At 70.4% G+C, this 14738-nt stretch carries 14 protein-coding genes; 12 read left to right on the forward strand and 2 right to left on the reverse strand.

The features are described 5' to 3' along the window. Positions 1 to 83: 83 nt before the first annotated feature. The 5 genes from QQX04_RS01150 to QQX04_RS01170 all read left to right on the forward strand — a co-directional run bounded on the left by QQX04_RS01150 (position 84) and on the right by QQX04_RS01170 (position 5629). The gene (locus tag QQX04_RS01150; RefSeq protein WP_301125373.1) at positions 84 to 1436 is read left to right on the forward strand and encodes a sensor histidine kinase; all 1353 of its coding nucleotides are present in this window, start codon (positions 84 to 86) and stop codon (positions 1434 to 1436) included. Further along, a complete protein-coding gene (locus QQX04_RS01155) occupies positions 1433 to 2080 on the forward strand; it encodes a response regulator transcription factor (protein WP_301125375.1) in 648 nt (215 codons plus the stop codon). Before QQX04_RS01150 ends, QQX04_RS01155 begins: the two co-directional genes overlap by 4 nt. Positions 2081 to 2211: 131 nt before the next feature. Beyond that, on the forward strand, positions 2212 to 3384 hold the full coding sequence (sucC, locus tag QQX04_RS01160) for an ADP-forming succinate--CoA ligase subunit beta (protein WP_301125377.1): 1173 nt from the start codon (positions 2212 to 2214) through the stop codon (positions 3382 to 3384). A 13-nt stretch (positions 3385 to 3397) separates the two neighbouring features. Next, positions 3398 to 4276 (forward strand): succinate--CoA ligase subunit alpha, encoded by an 879-nt coding sequence (sucD, locus tag QQX04_RS01165; RefSeq protein ID WP_301125379.1) that lies wholly within the window; start codon positions 3398 to 3400, stop codon positions 4274 to 4276. Positions 4277 to 4414: 138 nt separating this feature from the next. Next, positions 4415 to 5629: a cell division protein PerM gene (locus tag QQX04_RS01170; protein ID WP_301125381.1), complete on the forward strand. Its 1215-nt coding sequence runs from the start codon at positions 4415 to 4417 to the stop codon at positions 5627 to 5629. On the opposite strand, the gene QQX04_RS01175 is transcribed toward QQX04_RS01170, so the two are convergent. Further along, positions 5599 to 6021 (reverse strand): hypothetical protein, encoded by a 423-nt coding sequence (locus QQX04_RS01175; protein WP_301125383.1) that lies wholly within the window; start codon positions 6019 to 6021, stop codon positions 5599 to 5601. The two genes, QQX04_RS01170 and QQX04_RS01175, sit on opposite strands and share 31 nt — an antisense overlap. A 51-nt stretch (positions 6022 to 6072) precedes the next feature. Here QQX04_RS01175 and purN point away from each other — a divergent pair, with 51 nt between their 5' ends. From purN to QQX04_RS01190, 3 genes are read left to right on the forward strand one after another with little or no spacing between them, the layout of a single operon-like run. Then, positions 6073 to 6723 (forward strand): phosphoribosylglycinamide formyltransferase, encoded by a 651-nt coding sequence (gene purN, locus QQX04_RS01180; protein WP_301125384.1) that lies wholly within the window; start codon positions 6073 to 6075, stop codon positions 6721 to 6723. After that, positions 6723 to 8282: a bifunctional phosphoribosylaminoimidazolecarboxamide formyltransferase/IMP cyclohydrolase gene (purH, locus tag QQX04_RS01185; RefSeq protein WP_301125386.1), complete on the forward strand. Its 1560-nt coding sequence runs from the start codon at positions 6723 to 6725 to the stop codon at positions 8280 to 8282. Before purN ends, purH begins: the two co-directional genes overlap by 1 nt. An 11-nt stretch (positions 8283 to 8293) precedes the next feature. Then, the gene (locus QQX04_RS01190) at positions 8294 to 8560 is read left to right on the forward strand and encodes a hypothetical protein (RefSeq protein WP_301125388.1); all 267 of its coding nucleotides are present in this window, start codon (positions 8294 to 8296) and stop codon (positions 8558 to 8560) included. Positions 8561 to 8571: 11 nt separating this feature from the next. Here QQX04_RS01190 and QQX04_RS01195 read toward each other — a convergent pair whose 3' ends face one another. Beyond that, on the reverse strand, positions 8572 to 9405 hold the full coding sequence (locus QQX04_RS01195) for an aquaporin (RefSeq protein WP_301125390.1): 834 nt from the start codon (positions 9403 to 9405) through the stop codon (positions 8572 to 8574). 201 nt (positions 9406 to 9606) lie between these two features. On the opposite strand from QQX04_RS01195, the gene QQX04_RS01200 reads away from it, so the two are divergent. From QQX04_RS01200 to QQX04_RS01215, 4 genes are all read left to right on the forward strand, one after another. After that, positions 9607 to 10824 (forward strand): NADP-dependent isocitrate dehydrogenase, encoded by a 1218-nt coding sequence (locus QQX04_RS01200; RefSeq protein WP_301125392.1) that lies wholly within the window; start codon positions 9607 to 9609, stop codon positions 10822 to 10824. 51 nt (positions 10825 to 10875) lie between these two features. Next, complete coding sequence (locus tag QQX04_RS01205; protein ID WP_301125394.1) at positions 10876 to 11880, forward strand: malate dehydrogenase; 1005 nt, start codon at positions 10876 to 10878, stop codon at positions 11878 to 11880. A gap of 279 nt (positions 11881 to 12159) precedes the next feature. Beyond that, positions 12160 to 13350, forward strand: coding sequence for an ROK family transcriptional regulator (locus QQX04_RS01210; protein ID WP_301125396.1), 1191 nt, complete (start codon positions 12160 to 12162; stop codon positions 13348 to 13350). Between the two features lie 62 nt (positions 13351 to 13412). Further along, positions 13413 to 14726: an extracellular solute-binding protein gene (locus tag QQX04_RS01215; protein WP_301125398.1), complete on the forward strand. Its 1314-nt coding sequence runs from the start codon at positions 13413 to 13415 to the stop codon at positions 14724 to 14726. The last annotated feature ends 12 nt before the right edge of the window (positions 14727 to 14738 follow it).

Here is a 14738-nt window from a genome sequence, read left to right on the forward strand (position 1 = left end):
CCGGGGGGATCCCCCGGACGGGGGAGGGCGGTCCAGCCTCGTGGGCGTGGCGGATGCATGCCCCTGCCGGGCACGATGGACGCATGAGCCTCCTTCGCTACCTCGCCGCGCCCTACTCGGCGCGTACCGCGGGCGAGCTCGCCTTCCTGCTTCTCGGCCTTCCGATGGGGGTCGTGTGGTTCACCTACGCGATCACGATGTATGCGGTGTCGCTGAGCCTGCTGATCGTCTGGGTCGGCTTCGTGACGTTCGCAGCGACCCAGGTGTCGATGCGTGGTGTCAGCGCGATCGAGCGGGCGCAGGTGAACTGGCTGCTGCGCGAGAGGGTCGTCGCGCCTGGCCGTCGTCCCGCTCCCGAGGGCGGTGGCTCCCCGTGGAGGCATCCCGCCCGGTGGACGCTCGCGCTCGCGCACGACGGCGCCGCCTGGCGTGCGCTCGCATGGGTGGCGGTGCGGGTCGTCACCGGGCCCGTGGGTTTCGCGCTCGCGCTCGTCGCGATCGTCGTGCCGCTGTCCCTGGTGACAGCCACCGCGGCGACGGTCGGATACGAGCTCGGGTGGATGGACATCGGTTGGACCGGGGCTCCGCACTACTGGGACGCCGGGGGATGGCGATGGGGCTATGCCGGACTCCCGCTCGCGCTCCTCCTCGCGCCGGCGCTGACCCTGTCCGCCCGCGGGTTCGCGACACTTCACCGCTCGCTCGCGCGCTGGGCGCTCGGCCCCTGCCGCTCCGACCAGGTGGCCGAGGCGACGGAGCGCGCCGAACTGGCCGAGGCGCAGTTGCGGATCGACCAGGAGCTGCACGACAGCATCGGGCACATGATCACCATGAACATCGTCCAGGCGGGTGCCGGCGCGCACGTCTTCGACTCAGACCCGGAGTTCGCGCGGCAGGCACTGCGCAACATCGAGGAGCGCGGACGCGCCGCGATGGGCGAGCTGGATCGGATCATCGCGCACCTGCGAGGGGACGAGGCGGCGGCGCGCGCACCGCTGCCCACGCTCGACGACATCGAGGGACTCGTCGAGACGTCTCGGCGGGGCGGCGCCCGGGTCGCCTTCTCGCTCGAGGCCGACGGCGTGCCGCCCGCCGTCGGCCGGACAGCCTTCGGCATCGTCAGAGAGGCCCTCACCAACGCCGCGAAGCACGCACCTGGCGCGAGCATCGACGTGCAGGTCGCGCTCGATGACGACGCTCTCGGCATCGCGGTGGTCAACGGCAGACCCGCCGCGCCAGCTGCCCCTGCCCACTCGACCGGTCGCGGCGTCGACGGGATGCGGGACCGGATCACCCTCCTGGGCGGGCGCTCGCTGATCGGGCCGAGGGAGGGTGGCTTCCAAGTCCTCGCGCTGCTCCCCCTGGGTGCAGGGCTGGCGAGGACCGGCGACCCCACCCGCCCCTGGGCCTCGCTGCGTGAGAAGGTGTCGGCATGAGGATCGCGATCGTCGATGACGACCCGCTCGTGCGGATGGGCCTGCGGGCGATCCTCGGATCCGAGGCAGGCTGGGACGTCGTGGGCGAGGCGGGCGACGGAGAGGCCGCGGTCGCGCTCGCTGCCCGCGAGCGGCCCGACGTGGTGCTCATGGACATCCGCATGCCCGGCGTCGACGGTCTCGAGGCGACCAGGCGCATCGTGTCCGCCGCGCTGCCCACGGCCGTGCTGGTCCTGACCACGTTCGAGCTGGACGAGTACGTCTTCGACGCGATGCGGGCAGGAGCGTCGGGCTTCGTCCTCAAGCGTGTGCCGCCCGCCGAGCTCATCGAGGCGGTGAGGGTCGTGGCGGCAGGGGAGTCCCTCCTGTTCCCGGCGTCGACGCGCACTGTCATCGAGCGCTTCGTGGCGCGTGAGCCGGGCGTGACCCTGCCTGAGCTGACGGAGCGTGAGCAGGAGGTGCTGCGTCAGCTCGCCCGAGGCAGGTCCAATGGTGAGATCGCTTCGGAGCTGTTCCTCGCGGTGGAGACCGTGAAGTCGCATGTCGCCTCGATTCTCATGAAGCTCGACGTGCGGGACAGGACGCAGGCCGTGATCGCCGCATACGAGAGCGGGTTCGTCGCGCCCGGGTCGCCTTCCGACTAGGCCCGCGGCCGGTCGCCCTGTGGCGTGCGACTCGACCCCGCGCCTTGCGAATCCTCGCGCACGCCGGACTAGGCTGGCCCCGTCGAACCCAATGCCGCCTCAGCGGCGTCCCCGACCGCAAAGGACCAACGATGGACCTGTACGAGTACCAGGCTCGTGATGTCTTCGAGAAGCATGGGGTTCCCGTGCTTCCGGGCATCGTGGCCTCCACCCCCGACGAGGCGAAGGCCGCGGCAGAGCAGCTGGGAGGCGGCGTGGTCGTCGTCAAGGCCCAGGTGAAGACCGGAGGCCGAGGCAAGGCAGGCGGCGTCAAGCTGGCCCGCTCCCCGGAGGAGGCCGAGGCCGCCGCGCAGGCGATCCTGGGCATGGACATCAAGGGGCACACCGTCCACAAGGTGATGGTCGCCGCCGGCGCGGCGATCGCCGAGGAGTTCTACTTCTCCGTCCTGCTCGACCGTGCGGAGCGCCGCTACCTGGCGATGTGCTCGTACGAGGGCGGCATGGAGATCGAGGAGCTCGCCGTCGAGCGTCCCGAGGCGCTGGCGAAGGTCGCGATCGACCCGCTCGAGGGCATCGACAAGGCGAAGGCGATGGAGATCGTCGCCGCCGCGTCCTTCCCGCAGGAGCTCCACTCGAAGGTGGCGGACGTGATCGTCCGCCTGTGGCACGTCTACAAGAACGAGGATGCGACGCTCGTCGAGGTCAACCCGCTGGTGCGGACCGAGGATGACGAGATCATCGCGCTCGACGGCAAGGTCACGCTCGACGAGAACGCGGAGTTCCGCCACGAGGACCATGCCGCGCTCGAGGACAAGGCTGCGGCCGATCCGCTCGAGGCCAAGGCGAAGCACATGAACCTCAACTACGTGAAGCTTGACGGCTCCGTGGGCATCATCGGCAACGGCGCGGGCCTCGTGATGTCGACGCTCGACGTGGTCGCCTACGCGGGCGAGCAGTTCGGCGGGGTCAAGCCTGCGAACTTCCTCGACATCGGCGGCGGCGCGTCGGCCGAGGTGATGGCCAACGGCCTGGACGTGATCCTCCACGACCCGCAGGTGAAGTCGGTGTTCGTCAACGTCTTCGGCGGGATCACGTCGTGCGTCGCCGTGGCCGACGGCATCGTCGGCGCGCTGCAGACGCTCGGGGATGAGGCGAGCAAGCCTCTCGTCGTCCGGCTCGACGGCAACGCCGTGGAGGAGGGCCGCGCGATCCTCGCCGCCGCGAACCACCCGCTCGTGACCATCGAAGAGACCATGGACGGCGCCGCGGCCAAGGCCGCCGAGCTCGCCGCCGCGGCAGCGTAAGGAGACAACGGCTATGGCGATCTTCCTCACCAAGGACTCCAAGGTCATCGTCCAGGGCATGACGGGCTCGGAGGGCATGAAGCACACGCAGCGCATGCTCGCCTCGGGCACGCAGATCGTGGGCGGCGTCAACCCGCGCAAGGCGGGCACCGAGGTCGAGTTCCCCGGCGACGTGACGGTGCCCGTCTTCGGCTCGGTCGCCGAGGCGATGGCAGAGACCGGGGCCGACGTGTCGGTGCTCTTCGTGCCACCGGCCTTCACGAAGAGCGCGGTCATCGAGGCCGTCGACGCGGGCATGCCGCTCGCCGTCATCATCACCGAAGGCGTGCCCGTGGCCGACACGGCCGAGTTCTTCGCGTACGCGCAATCCAAGGGCACCCGCCTCATCGGTCCGAACTGCCCGGGCCTCATCACCCCCGGCCAGTCGAACGTCGGCATCACGCCCGCGACGATCACCGGTCCCGGCAAGATCGGTCTCGTCTCCAAGTCCGGCACGCTCACGTACCAGATGCTGTTCGAGCTGCGCGAGATCGGCTTCTCGACCGCGGTCGGCATCGGCGGCGACCCGATCGTCGGCACCACGCACATCGACTGCCTCGAGGCGTTCGAGAACGACCCCGACACCGCGGCCATCGTGATGATCGGCGAGATCGGCGGAGACGCCGAGGAGCGCGCCGCGGCGTACATCAAGGAGCACGTCACGAAGCCCGTGGTCGGCTACGTCGCGGGCTTCGAGGCGCCTGAGGGCAAGACGATGGGCCACGCCGGAGCGATCGTCTCAGGCTCCGCGGGCACCGCACAGGCCAAGAAGGAGGCGCTCGAGGCCGCAGGCGTCAAGGTCGGCAAGACACCGTCCGAGACCGCGCAGCTCATGAGGGACATCCTCGGCTAGCGCCTCCCCGCGTCGCGACGGCCCGCTCCCGAGATGGGGGCGGGCCGTCGTCGTGCACGGTGACCGGCAGGGCCGCGGACGGAGGCCGACGCGCGTCGGTGCCTCGGAACTGTGCCGGCGCGGGCGACCATGGATGCCATGACCGCGCCGACAGCCACCGCACCCTCCGCTCGCGGGCTCGCGGGTGCGCTGCCCGCATGGGCGAGCGGCATCGTCACCGGTGCTATCGCGGCGGCCGCCTCCCTCATCGTGGTGCTCGCCCCCGCCCTGGCCGCGCTTGCCTCGGCCCCACAGACCGGGGAGTCCGCGGACTGGGGCGCAGGGGTCTCGGTCGCGACGCGCCTGTGGCTGCTCGGCCTCGGCGTCCCCTTCGACACCTCGGCCGGGGCTTTCGATCTCATCCCGCTCGGACTGACGGTGGTGATCCTCGCGATCCTCGTGGCCACCGCGCAGCGCTTCCTGCTCAGCGCATGGTCGGCCTCCGTCCTCGCGATCGTCACGTTCGCGGCCCTCGTCGGCGTCGCCGCCTCGCTCGCCTCGGGCGGCCTCGACGGATCCTCGCTGACCACGCGCGCGGTGCTCGGGGCCACGCTCGTGGGCGTGCCTGGCATCGTGCTCGGTCGCGTCCGCGCGCATGGCCTGACGATCGACGTGATCGACCGGCTCCCACCTGAGGTGCGCACGGGTGTCCGCGCCGGGGTCGCGTCTCTCGCGCTCGTCCTGCTCGTCGCAGCGGCCGCCGGTCTCGTCTCGGCCGTGCGCGGGGCGCTGCCCATGGCGGACACGCTCACCGCGCTCGACGCCGATGCGGTGGGCGCGGCAGTGCTCGCGGTCGCTCAGCTGCTCTACGTGCCCACGCTCGTGGTCTGGATGGTCTCCTGGGTCGCGGGACCCGGCTTCAGCGTCGGCGCGGGGTCCGTCTACTCGCCGACGGAGGTCGTCACGGGCGAGCTACCGGATCTCCCCCTGCTCGGAGCGCTGCCGCACGGGGCAGGCGGCCTGCTCGTGTGGGCGCCGCTCCTGCTCGTGTGCGTGGGTGCGGTGGTCCGCGTGGCGCTGCGCCGGCGTGTGCGTTCGTGGCGCGCCGAGGCGACGGTGACGGTCGTCCTCGCGGCCGTGCTCGCGACGTCGGTGGCCATGCTCATGGTCCTCGGGTCCGGCGCCGCTGGGCCCGGTCGCCTCGCGTCGGTCGGCCCGTCAGCAGGCGAGGCCACCGCCGCCGTCGTCGGACTGGTGCTTGCCGGGGACCTCGCGGTCGCTGCGGTCGCAGGTTTGAGGAGGCGCCAGCGCGCTGCGTCGGCGGCACCTCGTTCCGAGCAGCCTCAGCCGGCCGGGTTCAGCCCGCCCAGGTAGCCGTCGAGGATCTCCTGGTAGGCCTCGTCGAACTCGGCCTGGCAGGCTTCCTCCGCGGAGGTGGTGATCGCGCGCGACTGGCACTCGGCGAGATCGTTCAGCGGGCCCATCAGGAACAGCATCCCCGCCGCGGACATCGTGGAGAAGACGCCCAGGACGATCGCGACGATCGCATTCACACGTGCCCACGAGGTGAGCTCGCTCGACCCGCGGGACGCGAGCACGACGATTCCCGCGATCGCGGTCAGCGGTCCGAGCAGGAGCGCGCCCAGGGTCCATGGGAAGCCCAGCAGCAGGAGCAGGGCGAGCCCGACCACGAGAACCGCGAGCGACCGCGTCCAACGCTGCGCAGGGGTGGGGGGAGTCTCGGTACGAGGCGTGGGCGCGGGCACGGTGCTCCTTGACGATCGGTGGAGACTCCAGCATGCCGATAGGCTCGGCCTGTGACAAACCGTACGTCCCCCCAGCGGCTCGTCGTGCTCGTCTCAGGCACGGGCACCGTCATGCAGGCGCTGCTCGACGCGGCCCAGGACGAGCTGTTCGGCGCGCGCGTGGTGGCCGTGATCTCGGACAGGCCGGGAGTGCGGGCGCTAGAGATCGCCGAGGAGGCCGGCCTCGCGACGGCGACGGTCGCACCGGGTGAGTTCCCGGACCGCGCCACGTGGGACGAGGCGCTCGCTCGCACCATCGGCTCGTTCGACCCCGACCTCATCGTGTGCGCGGGGTTCATGCGTCTGCTGGGCATGCCGACCCTGAGCCGGTGGCCGGGACGGATCGTGAACACGCATCCCGCGCTCCTGCCCGCCTATCCGGGCGCGCACGCGGTGCGCGACGCGCTCGCCGGAGGCGCCAAGGTCACCGGCTGCACTGTGATGCTGGTGGACGAGGGCGTCGATACGGGCCCGATCCTGGCGCAGGCGGCGGTCGACGTGCGGGACAATGACACGCAGGAGTCGCTGCACACCAGGATCAAGGCGATCGAGCGCGGACTGATCGTGAACACGGTCGGCCGGATGGTGCGTGACGGATGGACGGTCGAGGGCCGGGTGGTGACGCTCGGACGCAGGCCAGACGACGACGCCGAGGAGGCATGATGACGGACCGCCAGGACGTGCGCAGGGCGCTGATCTCGGTCTACGACAAGACCGGGCTCGTGGAGCTCGCGCAGGCGCTGGTCACGGCGGGCGTGGAGATCGTGTCGACGGGCTCCACCGCCAAGCGGATCGCCGACGCCGGGCTCGCCGTCACCCCGGTGGATCAGGTCACTGGCTTCCCCGAGTGCCTGGACGGTCGCGTCAAGACCCTGCACCCGCGCATTCACGCGGGCATCCTCGCCGACCGCAGGCTCGAGGATCACCGCGCGCAGCTCGAGGAGCTCGACATCGCGCCGTTCGACCTGGTCGTGGTGAACCTCTACCCGTTCGTGCAGACCGTCGCGTCGGGCGCGTCCCAGGACGACACCATCGAGCAGATCGACATCGGTGGGCCGTCGATGGTGCGTGCCGCGGCGAAGAACCACGCCTCCGTCGCCGTGGTCGTGGACCCGGCCGACTACGCATCGGTCACCGACGCGGTGGCCGACGGCGGCTTCACCCTCGCGCAGCGTCAGCGGCTCGCCGCGAAGGCCTTCCGCCACACCGCCGAGTACGACATCCACGTGGCGTCCTGGATGGGAAACGTGGTCGCCTCGGACGCTGACGAGGCAGGCAACCCCGGATGGCTCGCGGCGTCGTTCGAGCGGATCGGCTCGCTTCGCTACGGCGAGAACCCGCACCAGGCGGCAGCCGTGTATCGCGACCCGCTGTCGCGAGGGGGGCTCGCGCAGGCCGAGCAACTCCACGGCAAGGAGATGAGCTTCAACAACTACGTGGACGCCGACGCCGCCGTGCGCGCCGCCTACGACCACGACGGCATCGCCGTCGCCGTCATCAAGCACGCGAACCCGTGCGGCATCGCCGTCGGGTCGGACATCGCCCAGGCGCACCGTCGTGCCCACGCCACCGACCCCGTGTCCGCCTTCGGCGGCGTGATCGCCGCGAACGACACCATCACTGTCGAGGCGGCACGTCAGATCGCGGAGATCTTCACCGAGGTGGTCGTCGCGCCGGACTTCGAGCCCGAGGCGCTAGAGATCCTGTCGCAGAAGAAGAACATCCGGCTGCTCAAGCTCGCCGCCGCCCCGATGGCGAGCGAGTGGCGCCGCATCACGGGCGGCCTCCTGGTCCAGGCCGCCGACCGCATCGACGCGCCCGGAGACGACGCTGCCTCGTGGCAGCAGGTCGCGGGGGGTCCCCAGTCGGCGCAGCAGCTCGCCGACCTCGAGTTCGCGTGGCGCGCATGCCGTGCGGTGAAGTCCAACGCGATCCTCCTGGCCAAGGACGGTGCCGCCGTCGGCATCGGCATGGGTCAGGTCAACCGCGTCGACTCGTGCCGCCTCGCCGTCGAGCGTGCGGGCGAGGACCGCGTCCGTGGCGCAGTCGCCGCCTCGGACGCCTTCTTCCCGTTCGCGGACGGCCTTCAGGTCCTGATCGACGCGGGCGTCACCGCAGTCGTCTCGCCCGGCGGCTCCGTGCGCGACGCCGAGGTGATCGCCGCCGCCGAGTCGGCAGGCATCGCCCTGTTCCACACCGGCACCCGGCACTTCTTCCACTGAGAGGCACGCGGATGAGCCACGACACCCCGCAGACGTCCGAGCGGATCGCGGTGCTGACGCTGATCGGCATGGCGATCGTGGTGGCGTCGTCGCTGCTCGTCGGGTCGATGGTCGCGGTGCTGCTCATGGCCGCGGCGTGCGCCGGAGGCGCGATCGCGAGGATCGTGCTGCCGGTCGAGTCGGCCTTCGCCGTTCGCCGTCGGGCGGTGGACGTCGCGGTGATGGTGACGTTCGCGGCCGCGCTCGGGTTCCTGGGGCTGACCGCGCCTCTCAGCTGACGCGGCCCCCGTCAGTCCTCGACGATCTCGATCGTCTCGACCACGGTGAAGGACAGCATGTCCTCGCGCGGTCCGAAGGCGCGGAAGAGGACCCCCGCGATGGCGGCACCCAGGAGCGGAGCGAACCAGAACACCCACAGCTGCTCGATCGCCCACGAGTCCGCCCAGACGGCCGTGCCGGTCGCGCGCGCAGGGTTCAGCGCACCGTTGGTGAACGGGATCGCCACGAGCACCAGGAAGCCCACCGTGAGCCCGATCGCGAACGGAGCGGCCGCCGCGCCAGCCTTCGCCGTCACGGACGTCACCGAGAGGACGACGCTCACCAGCAGCGCGGCGATGAGGATCTCGATGAGCGCCCCGGCAGCCAGCCCGAACTGGGTGGGGGAGTGCTCGCCGAAGCCGTTCGACGCGCTTCCCAGGAACTCGCGGGTCGTGCCCAGCTGGTCGTAGAGCGGGTTGGAGGCGACGAGCACGGAGAACATGCCGGCCGCGGCGATCGCGCCGACGATCTGGCCCGCCACGTACGGGCCCACGTCCCGTCCGGGGAAGCGGCCCGCGATCCACAGCCCGAAGGTGACGGCCGGATTGAGGTGGGCGCCCGAGATCCCGCCGAAGATGAGCGCCGCGATCATGACTCCGAGCGCGAACCCGAACGCGACGCCGAGCGCTCCCCAGTCCCCGATGGGGGAGAAGAGCGCCGCTCCCACGCCCATGAACACCAGGATGAACGTTCCGGCGGCCTCGGCGACCGTGCGCGCCACGAGCGACGGTCCACGCGCCTCCTCGACCACCATGGCGTCGTCCCCGCCCTCGTCGTGCATGACACCGTTCTCGGACTCGCTCATGGCGGCTCCCCCTTGTGGTCCCCGGATACCCCGTTAGCGGGCGCGGCGCGCCCGTCGCCTTCGATCTTGGCAGGCGCAGGCGCCTTGTGCGCGTCGACGGGACGCAGGTCCCTGGACAGCGGCGGCTCCCGAGGTGTGCGGTTCGGGAGTCGTGGACTAGCCTGGGGTCACCGTTTTCGAAGAACCCCGTGAGGACTACGCATGGCGAAGATCAAGGTCGAAGGCAAGGTCGTCGAGCTCGACGGCGACGAGATGACGAGGATCATCTGGCAGTTCATCAAGGACCGCCTGATCCACCCGTACCTCGACGTCGATCTGGAGTACTACGACCTGGGCATCGAGTCGCGTGACGCGACCGACGACCAGATCACGATCGACGCGGCGAACGCCATCAAGAAGCACGGCGTCGGCGTGAAGTGCGCGACGATCACGCCAGACGAGGCGCGCGTCGAGGAGTTCGGCCTCAAGCGCATGTACGTGAGCCCCAACGGCACGATCCGCAACATCCTTGGCGGCGTCGTGTTCCGCGAGCCGATCATCATCTCGAACATCCCCCGCCTGGTTCCGGGCTGGACCAAGCCGATCGTGATCGGCCGTCACGCGCACGGCGACCAGTACAAGGCGACCAACTTCAAGGTCCCGGGCGCGGGCAAGCTCACCGTCACCTTCACGCCCGAGGACGGCTCCGAGCCGATCGAGCACGTCGTCGCCAACTACGGCGAGGACGGCGGCGTCGCGATGGGCATGTACAACTTCAACAAGTCCATCGAGGACTTCGCGCGCGCGTCCTTCGCGTACGGACTGCAGCGTGGCTACCCGGTGTACCTGTCCACCAAGAACACGATCCTCAAGGCGTACGACGGCCAGTTCAAGGACATCTTCGCCGACGTGTTCGAGAAGGAGTACAAGGCGCAGTTCGACGCTGCCGGCATCACCTACGAGCACCGCCTGATCGACGACATGGTCGCCGCAGCGATGAAGTGGGAGGGCGGCTACGTCTGGGCCTGCAAGAACTACGACGGCGACGTCCAGTCGGACACGGTCGCGCAGGGCTTCGGTTCGCTCGGCCTCATGACGTCGGTGCTCATGACCCCGGACGGCAAGACCGTCGAGGCGGAGGCCGCGCACGGCACCGTGACCCGTCACTTCCGTCAGCACCAGGAGGGCAAGCCCACGTCGACCAACCCGATCGCGTCGATCTTCGCGTGGACGGGCGGTCTCAAGCACCGTGGCAAGCTCGACGGCACTCCCGAGGTCACCGGCTTCGCCGAGACGCTCGAGGACGTCATCGTCAAGTCCGTCGAGGGTGGTGCGATGACCAAGGACCTCGCGCTGCTCGTCGGTCCGGACCAGGAGTGGCAGACCACCGAGGAGTTCCTCGCCACGCTCGACCAGAATCTCGCAGCGCGCCTGGCGTAGGCTCGCAGCACAGTCCCCACCCAGTCCCCGTCCCCAAGGAGTCACAGAGTCGTGAGCACCCTTCCTGTCAACGTCACCGTCACCGGCGCCGCCGGCCAGATCGGCTACGCGCTGCTGTTCCGCATCGCGTCCGGCCAGATGCTCGGCCCCGACGTTCCGGTCAGGCTGAAGATGCTGGAGATCCCTCAGGGGGTGAAGGCAGCGGAAGGCACGGCCATGGAGCTCGAGGACTGCGCGTTCCCGCTGCTCGCGGGGATCGACATCTACGACGACCCGAAGGTCGCGTTCGACGGCGTCAACGTCGGGCTCCTCGTGGGTGCGCGGCCCCGCGGGGCGGGGATGGAGCGGGGTGACCTGCTTGCGGCGAACGGTGGGATCTTCGGTCCGCAGGGTGCGGCGATCAACGCGGGTGCGGCGGATGACGTGCGCATCCTCGTGGTCGGCAACCCCGCGAATACGAACGCGCTGATCGCCTCGGCGCATGCGCCGGACGTGCCGGCGGATCGCTTCAACGCGATGATGCGGCTCGACCACAACCGCGCCCTGGCGCAGGTGGCGGCCAAGACGTCGACCCCGGTCGGCGACATCACGAAGGTCACCATCTGGGGCAACCACTCCGCGAAGCAGCACCCCGACCTCACGCAGGCGGTCATCGCAGGCCGTCCCGCCACCGAGGTGATCGGTGACGACGCGTGGATCAAGGACGACTTCGTCCCCACGGTGGCCAAGCGCGGTGCGGCGATCATCGATGCTCGCGGTGCGTCCTCGGCGGCATCCGCGGCGAACGCGGCGATCGCGCACGTGCACGACTGGGTGAACGGGACGCCTGAGGGCGACTGGACGTCGGTTGCGATGCCGTCGGACGGCTCGTACGGCGTGCCCGCAGGCCTCGTGTCGTCGTTCCCTGCGGTGTCGAAGGGCGGCGCGTGGGAGATCGTCCAGGGCCTTGAGCTCGACGACTACACCCGCGCGGGCATCGACACCTCGGTCGCCGAGCTCGTGGAGGAGCGTGACGCGGTGCAGGAGCTGGGGCTGCTGTCCGCGGCGAACGCCTGACGCCTTCTCTTCACACCTCTTCACACGAGCGCCTCGGACCGTCAGGCCCGGGGCGCTCGTGCGTGTGCGGGCATGCGCGGGCCCGGCCGCGTGGCGCGCCTGAGGTGCACCCTGGCATCGCAGGAGTGCCGAGACCGGGGTCGAGATCGGCACTGGTGCGATGCCAGCGCGCGTGGGCCGCGTCCGCGGCCTCGTTCTCGGTCACGGAACTGTAACGGTTCCCTCACATCTGCGACTGAGGTCTTGCGCAACATTCGTTAGTAACCTTTACTAACAAACATGACCACGGCGGACATGACCCCCACGGGGACCCAGGCGGGCGGCGACAAGGAGGCGCGTCGCACCGCGCTCGCGTCGATGGTCCGCCCCGGCGCCCGCGTCCGCCCCGAGCACGCTCGCCGTCACAACCGTGCGCTCGTCCTCCAGGCGCTCTACCGCGCCGAGGGCCTCAGCCGCGCCGACCTCGCACGCGAGGTCGGCCTCACCCGCGTCACCATCTCCGACCTGGTCGCCGACCTGATCTCCGAGGACCTCGTCGTCGAGCTCGGGATCCGTGCCGACTCCCGGCCAGGCAAGCCCGCGACGCTTCTCGACATCAACCGCGCCGGCTTCGCGATCCTCGCCATGGACCTGTCCAAGGACGCGGTGTTCCGCGGAGTCATCGCCGACCTCGACGGCACCGTCGTCCACCGCGAGGAGCTCGACGTCACCGGACTGACCGGGGACGCCGCCGTCGAGGCTGCCGCGTCCGTCCTGGATCGGCTCGTCGCCGCAGCCGCGGCGCCCGTGCTCGGCGTCGGCGTCGGATCCCCGGGAATCGTCGACGCGCACGGCACCGTCCTCCGCGCCCCCAACCTCGGCTGGCAGGACCTTCCGCTCCAGAGGATCCTCGCCGAGCGCACCGGCCTTCCCGTGCTCGTGGCCAACGACGCCAACACGGCGGCGCTCGCCGAGCGCACCTTCGGGGGAGCGGACGAGAACATGATGCTCGTCCGTGTCGGCCGAGGCGTCGGCGCCGGCCTCGTCGTCGGCGGCGCCCTCATCCACGGGGCCTCCTCCGCCGCAGGCGAGATCGGCCACGTCGTGGTCGGCACCGACGGCGGCGAGCAGTGCGCGTGCGGCAAGCACGGATGCCTCGAGACCTGGCTCGCCATCCCGAGGCTCACCGAGCGGCTCGACGCCGCCGCGGACCCCACCGCCCACGAGGCGGTGCTCGTCGAGGCGGGCGAACGCCTTGGCATCTCCCTCGCGCCCGTCGTGGGCGCGCTCGACTTGGGGGAGGTCGTGCTGAGCGGCCCCCTCGATGTGCTGGACGGACCGCTGCTGGACAGCGCCGTGCAGACGCTCCGCAACCGGACGATGGCCAGTGTCCACGGCCACCTGTCGGTGCGGATGACCGGGCTGGGGCGCGACATCGTCGTGCTCGGCGCGGCCGTCATGGTCCTCACGGACCAGTTGGGGGTCTCGTGACCCCTCCATCCACGGGTCGTAGCCGCTTCGGCTACGGACGGAACACAGAGAAGGAACAGGCAATGAAGAAGACCACGCTCTCCGCGGCCGCGTTCGTGGCCGTCGGGGCCTTGGCCCTCGCCGGATGCTCGTCGGCTGACGGCGACTCCGAGCCCACGACCTCGGCGTCCGACGCCGCGCCCGTGGCTGAGGACATCACGCTCTGGCTCGCAGGCACCGACACCCCCGACACGCTCATCGACTACCTCAAGACCGAGTACACCGCGGTCAACGGCGGTGCGCTGACCGTCGAGCAGATCGGCTGGGGCGACCTCATCTCGTCGCTCACCACCGCGCTGCCCGACTCAGAGAACACGCCCGACGTGTTCGAGGTGGGCAACACGCAGGCGGCGACCTTCACCACCGTCGGCGCCTTCGCGGACCTCACCGACCACTACGAGGACCTCGGCGGCGACTCGCTGCTTCCCGGCTTCGTCGAGGCCGGCTCGATCGGCGACCAGATCTACGCGCTGCCCTACTACTTCGGCTCGCGCGCCGTGTTCTACCGCCAGGACATCTACGAGGCTGCAGGCGTCGAGGTGCCGACCACGCTCGCCGAGTACACCGAGGTCAACAAGGCGATGTACGACGAGGGCGTCGGCGGTGCCTACCTGGCCGGCCGCGACTGGCGTTCGGGCATCTCCTGGATCTTCGCCAACGGCGGAGACATCGCCACCTTCGACGGCTCCACCTGGACCGCGTCGCTGTCCTCGCCCGAGTCGCTCGCCGGCATGGAGCAGTGGCAGGAGCTCTTCGAGACCGCGAACGTCGCTCAGCCGACCGACGACGACACCACCACCTACTCGGCCATCAACGACGAGTTCCTCGCGGGCACCCCCGCGTCGTCCACCATGGCGCCCTCGTGGGCCACCTGGACGCTCGGTGACTACGACGAGGAGTCGGAGTCGTACGTGTGGAACCCCGAGACCTTCGGCGTCTACGCCCTCCCCGGCGTCGACGGCGGCACCGCCCCGGTCTTCGCCGGCGGCTCGAACATCGGCATCTCGGCGGCATCGACCCACCAGGACGGCGCGATGGACCTCATGGAGATCCTCTTCTCCGACGAGTACCAGACCATGCTCGCCGAGAACGGCATGGGCCCGGCGAACCTGGACTTCGCCGACATCTACGCCGAGAACAGCTACTTCCCGGGCGTCAACGCGATCGCCCTCGAGGCCGCCTCCAACGCGAAGCTCACCCCCGCCGCCGCAGGCTGGGCCAGCATCGAGGAGGCCGGGATCATGGAGGACTACTTCCAGGCCGTGGCCGAGGGAGGCGATGTCGCGACGCTCGCCGCTGAGGCCGACGCCAAGATCAACGAGCTGATCAACGGCTAGCAGCACACCCCT

It is taken from the genome of Demequina zhanjiangensis (assembly GCF_030418315.1).
In the GTDB taxonomy this organism is placed as follows: domain Bacteria; phylum Actinomycetota; class Actinomycetes; order Actinomycetales; family Demequinaceae; genus Demequina; species Demequina zhanjiangensis.